The organism is Amycolatopsis sp. NPDC003731 (assembly GCF_053586895.1).
Map to the genome: position 1 here is coordinate 35,634 of NZ_JBSFNC010000011.1, position 16,519 is coordinate 52,152.

At 70.4% G+C, this 16,519-nt stretch carries 18 protein-coding genes; 11 read left to right on the forward strand and 7 right to left on the reverse strand.

Annotation, left to right across the window (positions count from 1 at the left end):
- Positions 1 to 612 precede the first annotated feature (612 nt).
- From ACWDN5_RS07130 to ACWDN5_RS07145, 4 genes are read left to right on the forward strand one after another with little or no spacing between them, the layout of a single operon-like run.
- A complete protein-coding gene (locus tag ACWDN5_RS07130; RefSeq protein ID WP_310968606.1) occupies positions 613 to 1,824 on the forward strand; it encodes a family 16 glycosylhydrolase in 1,212 nt (403 codons plus the stop codon).
- A 26-nt stretch (positions 1,825 to 1,850) separates the two neighbouring features.
- A complete protein-coding gene (locus ACWDN5_RS07135) occupies positions 1,851 to 2,918 on the forward strand; it encodes a ricin-type beta-trefoil lectin domain protein (protein WP_449675143.1) in 1,068 nt (355 codons plus the stop codon).
- Positions 2,915 to 4,774 carry a ricin-type beta-trefoil lectin domain protein gene (locus tag ACWDN5_RS07140; RefSeq protein WP_449675145.1) on the forward strand — a complete coding sequence of 620 codons (1,860 nt, stop codon included), beginning with the start codon at positions 2,915 to 2,917 and terminating at the stop codon, positions 4,772 to 4,774. The genes ACWDN5_RS07135 and ACWDN5_RS07140 overlap by 4 nt, the downstream gene beginning before the upstream one ends.
- Entirely contained in the window at positions 4,771 to 6,129 is a 1,359-nt protein-coding gene (locus ACWDN5_RS07145; RefSeq protein ID WP_310968609.1) for a ricin-type beta-trefoil lectin domain protein, read from the forward strand. Before ACWDN5_RS07140 ends, ACWDN5_RS07145 begins: the two co-directional genes overlap by 4 nt.
- A gap of 214 nt (positions 6,130 to 6,343) precedes the next feature.
- On the opposite strand, the gene ACWDN5_RS07150 is transcribed toward ACWDN5_RS07145, so the two are convergent.
- The gene (locus tag ACWDN5_RS07150; RefSeq protein WP_310968610.1) at positions 6,344 to 7,066 is read right to left on the reverse strand and encodes a GntR family transcriptional regulator; all 723 of its coding nucleotides are present in this window, start codon (positions 7,064 to 7,066) and stop codon (positions 6,344 to 6,346) included.
- Between the two features lie 116 nt (positions 7,067 to 7,182).
- On the opposite strand from ACWDN5_RS07150, the gene ACWDN5_RS07155 reads away from it, so the two are divergent.
- The 5 genes from ACWDN5_RS07155 to ACWDN5_RS07175 are packed head-to-tail and all read left to right on the forward strand — an operon-like array spanning position 7,183 to position 11,421.
- Complete coding sequence (locus ACWDN5_RS07155; RefSeq protein WP_449675148.1) at positions 7,183 to 8,424, forward strand: MFS transporter; 1,242 nt, start codon at positions 7,183 to 7,185, stop codon at positions 8,422 to 8,424.
- 10 nt (positions 8,425 to 8,434) lie between these two features.
- Positions 8,435 to 9,229, forward strand: a complete 795-nt coding sequence (locus tag ACWDN5_RS07160; RefSeq protein ID WP_449675150.1) for a putative hydro-lyase — start codon at positions 8,435 to 8,437, stop codon at positions 9,227 to 9,229.
- 1 nt (position 9,230) lies between these two features.
- Positions 9,231 to 9,980, forward strand: a complete 750-nt coding sequence (locus tag ACWDN5_RS07165) for a LamB/YcsF family protein (RefSeq protein WP_310968613.1) — start codon at positions 9,231 to 9,233, stop codon at positions 9,978 to 9,980.
- Entirely contained in the window at positions 9,977 to 10,588 is a 612-nt protein-coding gene (locus ACWDN5_RS07170; protein ID WP_310968615.1) for a 5-oxoprolinase subunit B family protein, read from the forward strand. The genes ACWDN5_RS07165 and ACWDN5_RS07170 overlap by 4 nt, the downstream gene beginning before the upstream one ends.
- Positions 10,585 to 11,421 (forward strand): 5-oxoprolinase subunit C family protein, encoded by an 837-nt coding sequence (locus ACWDN5_RS07175; protein WP_449675153.1) that lies wholly within the window; start codon positions 10,585 to 10,587, stop codon positions 11,419 to 11,421. Before ACWDN5_RS07170 ends, ACWDN5_RS07175 begins: the two co-directional genes overlap by 4 nt.
- Before the next feature lie 90 nt (positions 11,422 to 11,511).
- Here the strand turns inward: ACWDN5_RS07175 and ACWDN5_RS07180 are convergent, their stop codons facing one another.
- From ACWDN5_RS07180 to ACWDN5_RS07195, 4 genes are all read right to left on the reverse strand, one after another.
- The gene (locus tag ACWDN5_RS07180; RefSeq protein WP_449675154.1) at positions 11,512 to 12,135 is read right to left on the reverse strand and encodes an alpha-ketoglutarate-dependent dioxygenase AlkB family protein; all 624 of its coding nucleotides are present in this window, start codon (positions 12,133 to 12,135) and stop codon (positions 11,512 to 11,514) included.
- A gap of 248 nt (positions 12,136 to 12,383) precedes the next feature.
- Positions 12,384 to 13,442, reverse strand: coding sequence for a zinc-binding dehydrogenase (locus tag ACWDN5_RS07185; RefSeq protein WP_449675155.1), 1,059 nt, complete (start codon positions 13,440 to 13,442; stop codon positions 12,384 to 12,386).
- Between the two features lie 20 nt (positions 13,443 to 13,462).
- Complete coding sequence (locus tag ACWDN5_RS07190; RefSeq protein ID WP_449675157.1) at positions 13,463 to 13,795, reverse strand: transcriptional regulator; 333 nt, start codon at positions 13,793 to 13,795, stop codon at positions 13,463 to 13,465.
- 73 nt (positions 13,796 to 13,868) lie between these two features.
- On the reverse strand, positions 13,869 to 14,687 hold the full coding sequence (locus ACWDN5_RS07195) for an LLM class flavin-dependent oxidoreductase (RefSeq protein WP_449675158.1): 819 nt from the start codon (positions 14,685 to 14,687) through the stop codon (positions 13,869 to 13,871).
- Here ACWDN5_RS07195 and ACWDN5_RS07200 point away from each other — a divergent pair.
- Positions 14,652 to 14,972 carry a hypothetical protein gene (locus ACWDN5_RS07200; protein WP_449675160.1) on the forward strand — a complete coding sequence of 107 codons (321 nt, stop codon included), beginning with the start codon at positions 14,652 to 14,654 and terminating at the stop codon, positions 14,970 to 14,972. The two genes, ACWDN5_RS07195 and ACWDN5_RS07200, sit on opposite strands and share 36 nt — an antisense overlap.
- Positions 14,973 to 14,978: 6 nt before the next feature.
- Here ACWDN5_RS07200 and ACWDN5_RS07205 read toward each other — a convergent pair whose 3' ends face one another.
- Positions 14,979 to 15,662: a metal-dependent transcriptional regulator gene (locus ACWDN5_RS07205; protein WP_086839591.1), complete on the reverse strand. Its 684-nt coding sequence runs from the start codon at positions 15,660 to 15,662 to the stop codon at positions 14,979 to 14,981.
- 40 nt (positions 15,663 to 15,702) lie between these two features.
- A complete protein-coding gene (locus tag ACWDN5_RS07210; protein ID WP_285986644.1) occupies positions 15,703 to 16,143 on the reverse strand; it encodes a GNAT family N-acetyltransferase in 441 nt (146 codons plus the stop codon).
- A gap of 55 nt (positions 16,144 to 16,198) precedes the next feature.
- Here ACWDN5_RS07210 and ACWDN5_RS07215 point away from each other — a divergent pair, with 55 nt between their 5' ends.
- On the forward strand, positions 16,199 to 16,519 hold the full coding sequence (locus ACWDN5_RS07215; RefSeq protein WP_310968621.1) for a hypothetical protein: 321 nt from the start codon (positions 16,199 to 16,201) through the stop codon (positions 16,517 to 16,519).

The window sequence follows — 16,519 nt, forward strand, 5'->3', positions numbered from 1 at the left end:
CGCGGCCCACCCACCCAGCGGCCCACCCACCCAGCGGCCCACCCACCCAGCGGCCCACCCACCCAGCGGCCCACCCACCCAGCGGCCCACCCACCCAAGGGGTCCATCCCCGCTCCAGCGTATCGGCACCGCCGGACAGAAAGCGCGCAAAAGCCCCAACCGGCCCGCCTTGTCCACACCCCGACCCAGTTGTGGACAAGGCGGCGACCGACCAAACCCGGCACCACCCGAACCCGGCACCACCCGAACCCCGCACCGCCGAACCCGGCACCGCCTGAACCATCGCAACTCGACCACAAGACCGTGCCCCACTCACCGGGAACCACCCCCACCAGCACCGCAACAAGCGCCCGGCCACGAACCCACCCTTAATTCGGGTTGAAAAAAAATGACCGCCCGACGGTTGCCCGGCTTGTCTGGACCATGCATACTTTGTTGCCAGACACAACAAAGCGCCCGCCGAGGCCCCGCAAGTCCGAGCCCGCTCAGGACCGCGAGCACCGGCTGATCGGTCGCGCCTGCCGCCGCCCCGGCATGCGGGACCACCTCCCCTCCCCGCGTTCCGTGCTGCGCGCGGAACGCCGTTCCCCCACGGTGAAAGAGGCGACAACGATGTCCACCTCCAAAAAGAACCGCTGGGCGGCACTCCTCGCCGCCTCCGCGCTGCTGTTCCTCGGGCAGCAAGCCCTCACGATGACCCCAGCCGCCGCGGCGGCCACCTTCACCGACGACTTCAACGGCCCCGCGGGCGCCGCCGTCGACGGGTCGAAGTGGCAGCTCGAGACCGGCGACAACGTCAACAACCACGAGCGGCAGTACTACACCTCCGGCACCAACAACGCCCAACTCGACGGGCAGGGCCACCTCGTCATCACCGCCAAGAAGGAAAACCCCGGCAACTACAACTGCTGGTACGGCCGCTGCGAGTACACCTCCGCCCGCCTCAACACCGCCGGCAAGTTCAGCCAGGCCTACGGCCACTTCGAGACGCGCATGAAACTGCCGCGCGGGCAGGGCATGTGGCCGGCCTTCTGGATGCTCGGCGGCGGAAACTGGCCGACCGACGGCGAAATCGACATCATGGAGAACGTCGGGTTCGAGCCGAACACCGTGCACGGCACCATCCACGGCCCCGGCTACTCCGGTTCCGGCGGCATCGGCGCGGCCTACAACGGCCCGAACTTCTCCGACGACTTCCACACCTACGCCATCGACTGGGCACCCAACCAGATCAAGTGGTACGTCGACGGCAACCTCTACCAGACGCGCACGCCGTCGGACCTGAACGGCAACCGCTGGGTCTACGACCACAATTTCTTCATCATCCTCAACCTCGCCGTCGGCGGGTACTGGCCCGGCGACCCCAACAGCAGCACGCAGTTCCCGCAGCAGCTGATTGTCGACTACGTGCACGTCACCAACTCCTCGAGCCAGGGCGGCGGCCGGACCGGCACGATCACCGGCATCGGCGGCAAGTGCGTCGACGTCGCCGGCGCGAACACCGCCAACGGCACGCCGATCCAGATCACCGACTGCAACGGCAACGCCGCGCAGAACTGGACCGTCGGCACCGACGGCACCATCCGCGCCCTCGGCAAGTGCATGGACGTGAGCGCGGCAGGCACCGCGGACGGCACGCCGGTGCAGCTCTACGACTGCAACGGAACCGGTGCCCAGCAATGGGTCGTGACCGGCGCGAAGGACATCGTGAACCCCAACGCGAACAAGTGCCTCGACGCCACCGGGAACTCCAGCGCGAACGGCACCCGTCTGCAGATCTGGACCTGCGGCGGCGGCGCGAACCAGAAGTGGACCACTCCCTGAGCTGAGCCCCCCACAAGGAGAAACCAGTGCGGCGAATCCTCGTCGCGCTAATGGGGTGCGCCCTGTTAGCGCTTTCCTTCCTCACGACCGGCTCCGCTCAGGCCGCGGTCGACGCGGGCCCGTCGGCGAGCCAGCTGCTCGCGAAAACCCAGTCCTGCCAACAGATTTCGAACGGCAAGTATTCCTTCGACGAAGGCGGCGCGGCGACGGTGCCCGTCTGCCAGGCGAACGGCGCGGTGTTCTTCAAGGCCGACATGGACATCGACTGCGACGGCGTCCGCACCACGCAGTGCAACGAGAACACCGACTGCTGCTTCTACCCCGACACCGCGTTCCACACTTCGACCGACCAACCGCTCAACGCGGCACAGTTGCCGTACATCGTCCTGCCGCAGCCGACGTCCACCTGGGACTACCGCAACTACGGCATCGACGGCGGTTCGGTCGTGGCGGTGATCTACAACAACCAGGTCACCTACGCCGTGGTCGGCGACACCGGCCCGACGAGCATCATCGGTGAGGCGTCCTACGCCACCGCCGTCAGCCTCGGCATCAACCCCGACCCGAAGAACGGCGGCACCGAGGGACCGGTGACCTACATCGTCTTCCCGAACACGCACGTCAACCCGATCGAGAACCACGCCAACGCGGTCAGCCTCGGTGAGCAGGTCGCGTCGCAGTTCGCCGGCGGCACCACGCCGCCGCCCACGCAGAACGCCGGCCCGATCACCGGCATCGGCGGCAAGTGCGCCGACGTCGCGGGTGCGAACAACGCCAACGGCACCGCCGTCCAGCTCTACGACTGCAACGGCACGAACGCTCAACAGTGGACAGTCGGCACCGACGGGACCGTGAAAGCACTGGGCAAGTGCCTCGACGTCACCAGCGCCGGCACCGCGAACGGCACGCCGACCCAGCTGTGGGACTGCAACGGCTCGAACGCCCAGAAGTGGACGGCCAACGCGGCCGGCAACCTCGTGAACACCGGCTCCGGCAAGTGCCTCGACGCCACCGGCAACTCCAGCGCCAACGGCACCCGGCTCCAGATCTGGACCTGCGGGTCCGGCGCGAACCAGAAGTGGACGCTCCCATGAGAAAACGCTCTCTCGCAGCCCTGGCCGGGGTGACGGCGATCGCCGCGGCCACCTTCGCCGCGCCCGCGCAGGCCGCGGGCGAAACGGTCAGCATCTGGCTCACCACGACCAGCGACGCCGGCGGCCGCCAGGTCACCCGCGGCCTCCAGCAGCAGACGCCGGTGACGTTCGCCGCCGGCACCGGCAGCGGCGGCGTGGCCATCAACGTCAACGAAAACACCACCTACCAGCAGTTCGAGGGCGGCGGAGCGTCCTTCACGGACACCGCGGCCTGGCTGATGAACTCCAGCGGCGCCCTCTCCCAAGCCACCCGTGACGACACCATGCGCAAGCTGTTCGACCCGAACAGCGGCATCGGGCTGAGCTTCATCCGCAACCCGCTCGGCGCGTCCGACCTGGCCCGCTACAGCTACACCTTCGACGACATGCCGGCCGGCCAGACCGACCCGAACCTGACGCACTTCTCGATCGCCCACGACCAGGCCGACGTGCTGCCGCTGACCAAGCAGGCCAAGCAGCTCAACCCGCAGGCCAAGGTGATGGCGTCGCCGTGGAGCGCACCGCCGTGGATGAAGGACAACGACAGCTACCTGCTCGGCTGGGTCGAATCGCAGTACTATCCGGCCTACGCGCAGTACTTCGTCAAGTACCTCCAGGCCTACCAGGCCGCGGGCGTGCCGATCGACTACGTCTCGATGCAGAACGAGCCGACGTGCTGCGCGAGCTACCCGTCGACGAACTGGAACGGCGCCGGTCTGGCGTACTTCGCGAAGAACAACCTGCTGCCCGCGCTCCAGAACGCCGGTCTGTCCACAAAGGTCCTGGCCCTCGACTGGAACTGGGACACCTACGCCTCCTACGGTGCGCCCACATTGGACGACGCGGCGATCCGCAACCACCCGAACTTCGGGGGCGTGGCCTGGCACGGCTACGGCGGCGACATCGCTCAGCAGACGACGACGCACAACCAGTACCCGAATGTCAACGCCTACTCGACCGAGCACTCCGGCGGCACCTGGATCTCGAACCAGCAGGCCGAGGACATGAACAACATCGTCGACTACACCCGCAACTGGTCGAAGAGTGTGACCAAGTGGAGCCTCGCCGTCGACCAGAACATGGGTCCGCACAACGGCGGCTGCGGCACCTGCACCGGCCTGATCACCGTCCACAACGGAGACTCCCGCAGCGGGCAGGTCGACTACACCGTCGAGTACTACACCATGGGTCACCTGACGAAGTTCGTGAAGCCGGGTGCCTACCGGATCGACTCGAACGACAGCTCGGCCGTCCGCAACGTCGCCTGGAAGAACCCGGACGGCTCCAAGGCGCTGATCGCGTACAACTCCGGCACCGGCAACCAGAGCGTGCGGGTGAACTGGGGCAACTCGTCGTTCACCTACACCCTGCCCGGCCGCACGTCGGCGACGTTCACCTGGAGCGGCAACCAGGGCAACGGCGGCGGTACCGGCAAGACCGGCCCGATCACCGGCCTCGGCGGCAAGTGCATCGACGTCGCGGGTGCGAACAGCGCCAACGGCACCGCGGTCCAGCTCTACGACTGCAACGGCTCGGGCGCTCAACAGTGGACCGTCGGCACGGACGGAACCCTGAAGGCGCTCGGCAAGTGCCTCGACGTCACCGGACAGTCCACAGCGGACGGAGCACAGCTCCAGCTGTGGGACTGCGGCGGCACGGCCAACCAGCGGTGGGCGGCCACCGCGGCCCGGGACCTCGTCGGCGCGGGCTCGAACAAGTGCGTCGACGCCACCGGCAACTCCAGCGCCAACGGCACCCGGCTGCAGATCTGGACCTGCACCGGCGCCGCCAACCAGAAGTGGAACGTACCCGCATGAAGAAAACAGCAGTATTCGGCGCCCTGATCGCCGCATCGGCACTGGTGCTCGCACCGGGCGTCGCGCAGGCGGCGACCGGGCCGATCACCGGCATCGCCGGCAAGTGCGTCGACGTCGCCGCGGCGAGCAACGCCAACGGCACCGCCGTCCAGCTCTACGACTGCAACGGGACGAACGCTCAACAGTGGACAGTCGGCAGCGACGGTTCCCTGCAGGCGCTGGGCAAGTGCCTCGACGTCACCAGCGCCGGCACCGCGAACGGCACGACGATCCAGCTCTGGGACTGCAACGGCTCGAACGCCCAGAAGTGGACGGCCAACGCGGCGAAGAACCTGGTCAACACCGGGTCCGGCAAGTGCCTCGACGCCACCGGCAACTCCAGCGCCAACGGCACCCGCCTGCAGATCTGGACCTGCGCGAGCACGGCCAACCAGCAGTGGACGCTGCCGAGCGGCGGCACCACCCCGCCGCCCGGACCGGGCGTGATGGCCGTCGCGCCGTACCTCTACAACGGCTGGGGCGACCCGCCCAACCCGGCGACGATCCAGAACGCCACCGGCGTCAAGTGGTTCACGCTGGCGTTCATCCTCTCCAACGGCTACTGCAACCCGCAGTGGGACGGCGGCCGGGCGCTCACCGGCGGCGTCGACCAGAACACGATCAACACCGTCCGCGCGGGCGGCGGCGACGTCATCCCGTCCTTCGGCGGCTACTCCGGCAACAAGCTGGAGTCGTCGTGCGGCAGCGCGGGCGAGCTGGCGGCCGGCTACCAGAAGGTGATCAACGCCTACGGCCTCAAGGCGATCGACATCGACATCGAGGCCGACGCCTACAGCAACCCGACCGTGCAGCAGCGCACGGTCGACGCGCTGAAGACGGTCCGGGCGAACAACCCGGGCATCAAGCTGTACGTCACCTTCGGCACCGGCCAGTCCGGGCCGGACAACAGCCTGGTCAACCGGGCCGCCCAGTCCGGGCTCACGGTCGACGGCTGGGTGATCATGCCGTTCGACTTCGGCGGCGCGGGCCAGAACATGGGCACGTTGACGCAGCGGGCGGCCGAGGGCCTGAAGAACGTCGTCAAGAGCGCGTACGGCTACGACGACGACACGGCCTACCGGCACATGGGCATCTCGTCGATGAACGGCATCACCGACAACAACGAGACGGTCACGCTCAACGACTTCAGCACGATCCTGGCCTACGCGAACTCCCACCACCTGGCCCGGCTGACGTTCTGGTCGGCGAACCGCGACCGCCCCTGCCCGGGCGGCTACCCGAACAACGACACCTGTTCCGGGGTTTCCCAGCAGGCGTGGGACTTCACGAGGATCTTCGCCCGCTACGCCGGCTGACGGCGGTACCACGAAGGCCCGGCCGGGAACCCCGGCCGGGCCTTCGAGCGTGGGGCTGCCGGGCCGCGGCCCTGGGGAAGCGGCGACCCGGCAGCGTGGAGTCCCGCCTGCCGCTGGGGGTATCCGGCGGCGGGACCGCCACCGAGGTTATCGACCGCGTGTACCGCGCGGCTCGTGGTGGGCCCGTCCGGACGCGAACCGTGCCCGAATGGACCTACTCCGCCGCGATGGCCGCGCGGGCTGCCTCGGCACGGTCGGCGTACGCGCCCACCAGCTGTTCTTCGGCGTCGTCGAGGTACTTCAGCAGCAGCTGTTCCGCCCCCGGGCCGTCGCCGGCCTCGATGCGGTCGAGGATTTCGTGGTTGCGCGGCAGGTAGCGCTCGTGGAAGCGCCGCGGCTCGGCCATGATGTGGAACACCAGCCGCAGCTCGGCGGTCAGCCGCCCGACCAGCTCGTTCACCCGCTCGCTGCCCGACAGCGCGGCGAGCTCCTGGTGGAACCAGACGTTCGCGGTGCCGAGGTCCTTCCAGTTGCCGGTGCGCGCGGCCTCGTCGCCGATCTCGACCTTTTCCTTGATCCGTGCGAAAGACGCCGGCTTGGCCTTCAGCCCGCGGACCGCGGCGCACTCGATGATCTTGCGCACCCGGTAGATGTCGACGACGTCCTCGACGCTCGGGATGCGGACGAAGACCCCGCGGTTGAGCTCGTGGGCGAGCAGCCGCTCGTGCGTGAGCAGCCGGAACGCCTCGCGCAGGGTGTTGCGGGAGACGCCGAGCGCGTTGCCGATGTCCTGCTCCGAGAGCCGCCCGCCGGGCAGGAAGAACCCCTCCGCGATGCGCTTGCGGAGGACGCCGGCGACCCGCTCCGCCGTGCTCTTGCGCGTGACCAGGCCGCGGTCGGCCTCCAGGCCCGGGACCACGCCGTCTTCGATGACCACGAGGACAAGGCTACCCGCCACTCGGGGGACGATCCAATCGGCATCTTGTGGAATTGTTCAACAATCCCTACCGTGTGAGGCACGCCACGATGAGAGACACTGGCCAGGAGGTGCCCATGACTGCCACAGCTACCGAGGCCCGGCCGTTCGACTGGTTCCGCACGCTCGGAAAACGCGGACGCCGCGCCTTCCTCGGCGCGTTCGGCGGGTACGGCCTGGACTCGTTCGACTACCAGACCCTCCCGCTCGGGCTCGCCGCGATCACCGCGTTCTTCGGCATCTCGAGCGGCGAAGCCGGGCTGCTCAGCACGACGACGCTGGTCGTGTCGGCCGTAGGCGGCGTCGGCGCCGGCATCCTCGCCGACCGCATCGGCCGCGTCCGGACGCTGCAGCTCACCATCGCGATGTACACGATCTTCACCGTGCTCTGCGGCTTCGCGCCGAACTTCGAGACGCTGCTGGTGTTCCGCGCGCTGCAGGGCCTGGGCTTCGGCGGCGAGTGGGCGGCGGGCGCGGCCCTGGTCGCCGAGTACTCGCAGGCCAAGTACCGCGGCCGGACCGTGGCGTTCGTGCAGAGCGCGTGGGCCGTCGGCTGGGGCCTGTCGGTGATCGTCTACACGATCGTCTTCAGCTTCGCGAGCGACGACGTGGCCTGGCGGATCATGTTCTGGACCGGCGTCATCCCGGCGCTGCTCGTGCTGTGGGTCCGCCGCAGCGTGCAAGACGCCCCGCGCGCGGAGGAGCGCCGCGTCGCCGTGCGGACCCGCGGTTCCCTGGGCCGGATCTTCCGGGCCGACCTGCTGCGGACGACGTTCTTCGCCTCGCTGCTGGCCACCGGTGTCCAGGGCGGCTACTACGCGATCAACACCTGGCTGCCCGCCTACCTGAAGAAGACGCGTGAGCTGACCGTGATCGGCACCGGCGGCTACCTCGTCTTCCTCATCACCGGCGCCTTCGTCGGGTACGTCTGCGGCGGCTACCTCACCGATCTGCTGGGCCGCAAGAAAACCTTCTTGACGTTCGCGCTGCTCTCGGCCGTGCTCATCGTCGCCTACACGCAAATCCCGAAGGGCGCCAACGGTCTCGTGCTGGTGCTCGGCTTCCCGCTCGGCTTCTCGATGTCCGCGATCTTCAGCGGCTTCGGCGCGTTCCTCGCGGAGCTGTACCCGACCGCGCTCCGCGGCACCGGGCAGGGCTTCACCTACAACTTCGGCCGCGCGGTCGGGGCGATCTTCCCGACCGTCGTGGGCTTCCTCGGCGCGGGCGGCGCGATCGTGATCGGCGCGGCCGGGTACGGCATCGCGGTGCTGGCCCTGCTCGGCCTCCCGGAGACCCGCGGTATCGAACTCGCCGATTGAGGGGGAACTCATGACGACCTTCGACGAACCGGCCACCTACACCCCGGCGCAGGCCCGGGCGGCGTTCCGCACCGGCACCGCCCACCCGACGACGGGCTGGGCCACCGGCTTCACCCAGACCAACCTGATCGCCGTGCCCGAGGACTGGGCCTACGACGTCCTGCTGTTCTGCACCCGCAACCCGCAGGCGTGCCCGCTGCTCGACGTCACCGACCCCGGCGACCCGGAAACCCGGCTCGCCGAGGGCGCGGACCTGCGCACCGACCTGCCGCGGTACCGGATCTGGCAGAACGGCGTCCTCGCCGGCGAGGTCTCGGACGCGACCGGCCTGTGGCGCAGCGACATGGTCGCCTTCTCCATCGGCTGCAGCTTCACGTTCGAGACGGCGCTGGCCGCCGAGGGCGTCCCGCTGCGGCACGTCGACCAGGGCCGCAACGTCGCGATGTACGTGACGAACCGGCCGTGCGAGCCCGCCGGGCGGCTGTTCGGCCCGATGGTCGTGTCGATGCGGCAGATCCCCGAGGACCGGGTCGCCGACACGATCCGGATCACCCGCGCGATGCCCGCCGTGCACGGCGGCCCGGTGCACATCGGCGACCCGGGCGCACTGGGCATCGACGACCTTTCGCGGCCGGACTTCGGCGATCCGGTGGACGCCGAACCCGGCGACGTCCCGGTGTTCTGGGCCTGCGGGGTCACCCCGCAGGCGGCGCTGATGGCGTCCCGGCCCCCCTTTGCGATCACCCACGCACCGGGGTACATGTTCATCACCGATCGGTACGACAGCGAATACCGGGTGGGGTGAAATGGATCTGAACAGCGATCTCGGCGAAGGCTTCGGCGCCTGGAAGATGGGCGACGACGAAGCCATGCTCGACATCGTGACCAGCGCGAACGTCGCGTGCGGCTTCCACGCCGGCGACCCGTCGGTGATGCGGCGGGTGTGCGAACTGGCGGCCGAGCGCGGCGTCGCGATCGGCGCGCACGTCGGGTACCACGACCTGGCCGGGTTCGGCCGGCGCGCCCTCGACATCGCACCGGACGACCTGGCGAACGAAGTGCTCTACCAGATCGGCGCGCTGGACGCGTTCGCCCGCGCGGCCGGCAGCCGCGTGACGTACGTGAAGCCGCACGGCGCGTTGTACAACACCGCGGCGGTGGACGCCGAGCAGGCCGCGGCGATCGTCGACGGCCTGCGCCGCTACGACCCCGCGCTCGCACTGCTCTGCCTGCCGAACTCGGAAATGCAGCGGCAGGCGGAGGCGGCAGGCGTGGTGGCGTACGCGGAGGCGTTCGCGGACCGCGCCTACACGGCGGAGGGCAAGCTCGTGTCGCGCAAGCAGCCGGGCGCGGTCATCCACGACGCCGACGTGGTCGCCGAACGCGCGGTCGGCATGGCGACCGGCGGCGTCGTGACGGAGAACGGCACCAAGCTCGAGGTGCGCCCGGATTCCCTGTGCGTGCACGGGGACACGCCGGGCGCGGTCGAGCTGGCCCGGCGGATCGAGGCGGCGCTGACCGGGGCGGGCATCCAGCTCGGCGCGTTCACCGGATGACCGTCCGGCTGCTGCCGTGCGGGCGGCGCGCGGTGCTGGTGGAGACCGCCGACGTGCTGGGCTACCAAACGGCGTTGGCCGGCTTGGCTCCGGACGGCGTCGAAGAACTGGTCCCGGCGGCGCGGACCCTGCTGGTCCGCTTCGACCCGGCGGTGACGAACGCGGACAAGCTGGGTGCGCTGCTGCGCGAAGTGTCCCCTGTGGACAGTGTGGCGGCGGACGCGGGAGAGGTGGTGGTCCCGGTGGTGTACGACGGCGAAGACCTGGCCGACGTCGCCGCGGAGACGGGGATGAGCGTGCCGGCGCTGGTTTCCCGGCACACCGCGGGGACGTACGTCTCGGCGTTCTGCGGCTTCGCGCCGGGGTTCGCCTACCTCACCGGGTCGGACCCCGCCCTGCACGTGTCCCGCCGGTCGTCGCCGCGCACCCGCATCCCGCCGGGTTCGGTGGCGATCGCCGGCGAGTACAGCGCGGTCTACCCGAGTGCGTCCCCGGGCGGCTGGCGGTTGCTGGGCCGGACGGACGTGCCGGTGTGGGACGTCGAGCGCGACCCGCCGAACCTGCTGCCGCCGGGCACCCGCGTCCGGTTCACGGCGGTGCGGTCGTGAAGCTCGAAGTCGTCCGGCCCGGCTTCGCGACGACGGTGCAGGACCTCGGCCGCCCGGGCCACGCGGCCCTCGGCGTCGGCCGCTCCGGCGCGGCCGACCGCGGCTCGTTCCGGCTGGCCAACCGGCTCGTCGGGAACCCTCCGGATGCGGCGGCGCTGGAGGTCACGCTGGGCGGGCTGGTGCTGCGGGCGTCGGCCGTGACGACGGTGGCGGTCACCGGCGCTTCGTGCCCGCTGTCGAAGGGTGGGCTGAACGGGCCGATCACGTTGTGGCCCGGGGAAGAGCTGACGTTGGGCACGGCGGTGTCGGGGTTGCGGTGTTACGTCGCGGTGCGCGGCGGGATCGACGTGCCGCCGGTGCTGGGCTCCCGGGCGACGGACACCCTCGGGAAGCTCGGCCCGCCCCCGGTGACGGCCGGGATGCTGCTGCCGATCGGCCCGGCGCCCCGGGCGTTCCCGGTGGTGGACCTCGCACCCCGGGCATCGCTGCCGGCGGAACCGGTGTTGCGCGTGACACCGGGCCCCCGCCGCGACTGGTTCACCGATCCGGAGAAGTTGTTGTCCACTGTGTACACGGTCTCGCCGGACTCGGACCGCGTCGGCATCCGCCTGACCGGACCGCCGTTGTCCCGGGCGCGCCACGACGAGCTGCCGTCGGAGGCGTGCGTGCCGGGATCGCTGCAGGTGCCGCCATCGGGCCGGCCGATCCTGTTCCACGCCGACCACCCCACGACGGGCGGCTACCCGGTGATCGCGGTCGTCGAGGAGGAGGACCTCGACCTGGCCGCCCAGCTGCGGCCGGGCCAGACGGTGCGGTTTCGCGCGGTGAGCTGAGGCCCGCGAGCCGAGCGCCCGGCCGCGCCCACCGTCACCGCCACGAGCCACACGCACCGACCCGGAGCTGATCGAAGAGTCCACAGAGGACTAGAGCCCGGACACCCGGAGCGTGATGTTCAGCCGCCCGTCGAGGCCCAGCGCCGGGTCCGCCGTGCCCGGCAGCGTCTTCGGGACGCCGTGGTAGGCGAGCCGGGACGGGCCGCCGAACACGAACACGTCACCCGACCGCAGCTCGACGTCGGTGTACGGCCGCCCGCGCGTTTCGGTGTTGCCGAAGCGGAACACGCACGCGTCGCCGAGGCTGAACGACACCACCGGCTCGAGGCTGCGCTCGTCCTTGTCCTGGTGCAACCCCATCTTCGCGGCAGCGTCGTAGAAGTTGACCAGCGCGATGTCCGGCTCGTAAGGCTGGGCCTCGCCGTACGCGGCCGCCAGCGCGCGGCGGCCGAGGTCGCCGAGCCAGTCCGGGAACGGCAGCACCGGCTTTCCTTCGCCGGTCGTGCGCGAGTAGCCGTACGGGTACCAGTGCCAGCCGAGGCAGACCGACTTCACCGACATCACCCCGCCGTTGGGCAGCCGGGTGTGCCGGTAGCCGGACCAGCCGCGGCAGGCCGCGACCAGCGCCCGCTGTTCGTCGAAGCCGAGCCAGTCGGGCAGGTGCACCGCCCCGGGCGCGAGCTCGGCGCGGGGGCGCGGCAGGAGAGCGTCCATCACTTCGATTGTGCCGGAGACTCCTGCCGCACACGTTCGGTGATCGTCGAGGGCACCACGCGATGACCGCGGAACGTGACACCCGCGGTGGCGAACCTCCGCAGGAGCCGCCCCATCGGACCAGCGGGACGGCCCTGCGACCGCGTCCCCTCGCTCTGGGCCACCATGGCCTCGACGTTCTCACACCTGAATGTCACAAACCAGGGTGGATCAGCTACGAACGCGTCTCTTGACCGCGGCGCCGCCGATCAGTCACGGAACGTCACAACGGTGACGCCCGCCTGTGCCGGCACCGGGTCGTTCATCGCGGCCAGCGCGGCGGGGACGTCGTCGAGCCCGATGCGCCGGCCGATCAGCGCGGCGAGGTCGATGCCCGCCGTCTCCACGACGCGCAGCAGCTCCGGGTACTCGTGCGCCTGGAGCCCGTGGATGCCGACCAGCTCCAGCTCGCCGCCGATGACGCGGTGCATCGGGATCGGGGCGATGCCCTGTGCGGGCGGCATCAGGCCCGCCTGGACGTGCCGGCCGCGCTTGCGGAGGCTGCCGACCGACGCGGCGCAGGTCGACGGCGCGCCGAGGCAGTCGAGCGAGACGTGCGTGCCGCCGCCGGTGAGCTCGCGGACGTGCGCGGCGACGGCTTCCGGGCCGTCGAACGCCGAGGAATCGACGGTGACGGTGGCGCCCGACCTCGCGGCGAGCTGCAGGGCGGCCGGGGAGACGTCGACGGCGACGACCTTGGCGCCCGCCGCGACGGCCAGCAGCACCGCGGAGATCCCGACGCCGCCGCAGCCGTACACCGAAACCCACTGGCCCGCGGTGACGCGCCCCTGCCGCAGCACCGCGCGGAACGCCGTCCCGAACCGGCAGCCCAGCGCCGCGGCCTCGGCGGCGCCGAGCGAGTCCGGCAGCGCGACCAGGTTCGTCTCGGCGTGCTCGATGGCGACGCGCTCGGCGAACGACCCCCAGTGCGTGGCGCCGGGCTGGAACTCGCGGTCGCAGATCTGCTGGTCGCCGCGGGCGCACTGGGCGCAGCTGCCGCAGGCGCAGACGAAGGGCACGGTGACGCGCGCGCCGAGCTCCCAGCCGCGGACGCCTTCGCCGAGCGCGACGATCCGGCCGGCGAGCTCGTGCCCGGCGACGTGCGGCAGCGTGACGGCGGTGTCGTGCCCCTGCCAGGTGTGCCAGTCGCTGCGGCAGACGCCGGTGGCGTCGACCTCGATCACCGCACCGCCCGGCGCGGCCACCGGCTCGGGCACGTCCCGCACGACGGGCGGGACGCAGAACTCCTCCATCACGACAGCTCGCATGCCGCGAGCCTAACCGTCGCTCAATTGAGCGCGTGGAACCTCGTTCTCGCCCGCGGCGGGCCGAGGAGTTTGCTGAGCGAGCCGTCGGGCACGTTCAGGATCTCCTCGAGATTCCGCAGGGCCTCCAGCGATTCCGGCCGCTCGGGCCGGCACCGTCCGGACTGCCAGTGGCTGAGGGTGGCCAGGCTGACCGTGGTTCCCCTGCCGCGCAAGCGATAGCGGATCCGCTCGAGGCCGAGGCCGCGGGCCCGGATCGCCGCCCGCAGGGCCACGTCGAACGGTCCGGCTGCCAGCAGCCGGCTCAGCTCCGCCTGTTCCCCCCGGTCGATGGTGCGTGTTCGCTGACCGGTCATCACAACGCTCCGAAGCAATCCCGATTACAGAACATTGGAGCGTAGGCGCAGCTTCCCAAGATCGGAAGGGCCCTCACCCACCTGCCTTGCGCGTCTCGTCCGCGATCGCCGCGAACGGTTCCGCGTAGCCGGAGTTGATCGTGACGTAGGAAATCCCCCACCGTTCCCGCCACCGGAGAAGTGTTTCCGCGGCCGCGCCGGGATCCTCGGGCAGGACGGTCACGGCACCCCCGGCCGCGAGTTCGGGCACGTCGACCCCGGCCCACCGCGCGATTCCCGGCGACGGCGCGGTTCCGACGGCCATCAGGTTCAGGCCGAGCTCGATGTCGGGAAGGCGCGCCCCGGCGAGCTCTCGGAATCGATCCACAATGGACTGCGCCTCGCGTTCGGTGGTCCTCGGCATCCAGGTGAAGGTGACGATGTCGGCTTCTTGCGCGGCGAGCGCCAGCATTTTCGGCCCCCCGGCGGCGAGCATCAACGGCGGCCGATCGGGTGTTCGCTTCAGGTGCGCGATGGTGGCGGCCATCCGTGTGATGCGCTCACCCGGTGAGGGGAACTCCCGCCCGAGGCTCGTCGCGTGCCCGTCGGCCCCGGGGCGCCCGACGCCGAGCCCGAGCTCGAACCGCCCGCGAGTCTGCTGGTGCAGGGTTTTCGCCTGCCAGTCGAGAGCCCGGGCGTCGCGGAAGGGATCGGCGAGGACGAAGGTGCCGATGGTGAGATCGATGGTGACCGCGGCGGCGGCCCCGAGCAGGACGAAGGGATCGGAGCTCCCGACGGGATCGGTGGCGAGCAGGGTGTCGAAGCCGAGCTTCTCGACCCGTTCGGCCTGGGCGGTCCAGGAGGTGAGATCAGGCGCATGACCGGCGACGACGCCGAAGCGGAAGGAGTTCATGCGGCCATGGTCTTGCGGAGACGGTCGTCACCACATCCGCTTCACGACGTCACCCGCGCGTACGCCCCTGAGCGTCGTAACGACGAGACGGCCGGGATTTCGGACACCGACGGCAGCATGGCGGTCGAGTTCTGGGCTACCAAGATCGCCGTCGGCATACGCACCAACCGCACCTGCACCGGTCAAGTCGCGATCTCGACCACGGCGAAGAACGGCACCCTGCAGCTCACGGACGCTTCAGGGCTGTTCGGCCCCGGCGCGCACGGCTGGGAGTGGTCGCACTGAGCCGGCTCAGCGCAGGGTGACCGACAACGCCTGCGCGATCTCCTTGCCGATCGCGTGCGTAGCCGCGTCCGGGGGCGAGCCCACCTTCACCACCATCGGCCCACCGAACGGCTGCCGCTCCACGACCTCGATGCGCTCGCCCAGGTTGATCGCGTGTTCCGTCAGGTACCTCAGCAGCTCCGGGTCCGTGTCCCAGACCCGGACGATCTCGCCCACCGCGCCCGGCGGGAGGTCGTCCAGGATGCGGACCGGCAGCTCCTCCACGCTGCCGTCCGGGGCCGGGATCGGGTCGCCGTGGGGGTCGCGGACCGGGTTGCCGAGCTTGGCCGCGATGCGCTCGACCAGCCTGTCCGACACCGCGTGCTCCAGCGCGTCCGCCTCCGCGTGGACCTCGTCCCACGTGTAGCCGAGCTCCGACACCAGGTACGTCTCGATCAGCCGGTGCCGCCGGAGCACCGACCGCGCCAGCAGCCGGCCGTCGGCCGTGAGCTCGATGCCGCGGTACGGGGCGTGGGTGACCAGGCCGAGCTGGGACAGCTTCGTGACCATCCCCGACGCCGAGGACGGGCTGACCTCCAGCCGGCCGGCGAGCGACGCGTTGGTGACCGCCTCACCCCGCTCGACCAGCCCGTAGATCACCCGGACGTAGTCCTCGACCGACGAGGACCTCCGGACCGAACCATCTCCCATGCCGCATACGATACGGGGCCGGGTACTTTCTCGTGAAAGTTCACGGCCGCCAGCGGTAGCGGATCCAGCCCGGGACCGGCTCGGCACCCAGTTGCGCGTAGAACGCCGAACCCTTTTCGTTGCCCTCCTGCATGTCCCACTCGACGCGGCCGGTCGTGCGGTTGCGCAGCTCGTCCAGCAGCTCGCCGCCGAGCCCGTGGCGGCGGTGCGCAGGGCGGACGAACAGGTCGTCCAGCCAGATCCCCGGCCGCGCTTCCCAGGTGGAGAAGTTCCAGCTGCAGAACGCGAAGCCGGCCACCGTCCCCGGCTCGCCGGGCGGGGTCGCGATCAGCACCCATGCCTTCGGGTCCGGCCCGAACAGGTGCCCGCTCATCTCGGCGCGGTCCAGCTTCAGGTCGTGGTTGTCCTCGTAGACGGCGTGCTCCTCGATGAGCGCGCAGATTTCCTCGATGTCTTCGAAGACGGCGTCGCGGACGGGCATTTCGCCTCCCGGTTTTGTCGGTGGTGGTCGTTACTGTCGGGCTCGGAGGTGGTCGATGTCACCAGAGGAGAAGTTCGAGGACCTGGTCGACGAGTTCACCGGACGTCCGGGCATCACGCCACCCGGCACGACCGGCGGGTTCGGGCGCACGGCGCTGCGCGCGCACGGCCGGATCTTCGCGATGTTCGTCCGCGGGCAGCTCGTGCTCAAGCTGCCCCGGGTCCGGGTGGACGAACTGGTGGAGGGCGGGCACGGGGTGCGCTTCGACGCCAACAAGGGCACCCCGATGAAGGAATGGCTGGCGCTGGCCCCGGGGTCGCCACACCCCTGGGCCGAGCTGGCCGAGGAAGCACTCGAACACGTGGGAAGGAAGTGA

Bases quoted from the DNA above. Each gene is read 5' to 3' on its own strand.
- ACWDN5_RS07200 (WP_449675160.1), top strand. From the start codon at position 14,652: ATGACCGGCGACGACGCCGAAGCGGAAGGAGTTCATGCGGCCATGGTC.
- ACWDN5_RS07180 (WP_449675154.1), bottom strand. From the start codon at position 12,135: ATGGACGCTCTCCTGCCGCGCCCCCGCGCCGAGCTCGCGCCCGGGGCG.
- ACWDN5_RS07190 (WP_449675157.1), bottom strand. From the start codon at position 13,795: ATGACCGGTCAGCGAACACGCACCATCGACCGGGGGGAACAGGCGGAG.
- ACWDN5_RS07170 (WP_310968615.1), top strand. From the start codon at position 9,977: ATGACCGTCCGGCTGCTGCCGTGCGGGCGGCGCGCGGTGCTGGTGGAG.
- ACWDN5_RS07155 (WP_449675148.1), top strand. From the start codon at position 7,183: ATGACTGCCACAGCTACCGAGGCCCGGCCGTTCGACTGGTTCCGCACG.
- ACWDN5_RS07185 (WP_449675155.1), bottom strand. From the start codon at position 13,442: ATGCGAGCTGTCGTGATGGAGGAGTTCTGCGTCCCGCCCGTCGTGCGG.
- ACWDN5_RS07195 (WP_449675158.1), bottom strand. From the start codon at position 14,687: ATGAACTCCTTCCGCTTCGGCGTCGTCGCCGGTCATGCGCCTGATCTC.
- ACWDN5_RS07165 (WP_310968613.1), top strand. From the start codon at position 9,231: ATGGATCTGAACAGCGATCTCGGCGAAGGCTTCGGCGCCTGGAAGATG.
- ACWDN5_RS07140 (WP_449675145.1), top strand. From the start codon at position 2,915: ATGAGAAAACGCTCTCTCGCAGCCCTGGCCGGGGTGACGGCGATCGCC.
- ACWDN5_RS07210 (WP_285986644.1), bottom strand. From the start codon at position 16,143: ATGCCCGTCCGCGACGCCGTCTTCGAAGACATCGAGGAAATCTGCGCG.
- ACWDN5_RS07130 (WP_310968606.1), top strand. From the start codon at position 613: ATGTCCACCTCCAAAAAGAACCGCTGGGCGGCACTCCTCGCCGCCTCC.
- ACWDN5_RS07215 (WP_310968621.1), top strand. From the start codon at position 16,199: ATGTCACCAGAGGAGAAGTTCGAGGACCTGGTCGACGAGTTCACCGGA.
- ACWDN5_RS07145 (WP_310968609.1), top strand. From the start codon at position 4,771: ATGAAGAAAACAGCAGTATTCGGCGCCCTGATCGCCGCATCGGCACTG.
- ACWDN5_RS07160 (WP_449675150.1), top strand. From the start codon at position 8,435: ATGACGACCTTCGACGAACCGGCCACCTACACCCCGGCGCAGGCCCGG.
- ACWDN5_RS07205 (WP_086839591.1), bottom strand. From the start codon at position 15,662: ATGGGAGATGGTTCGGTCCGGAGGTCCTCGTCGGTCGAGGACTACGTC.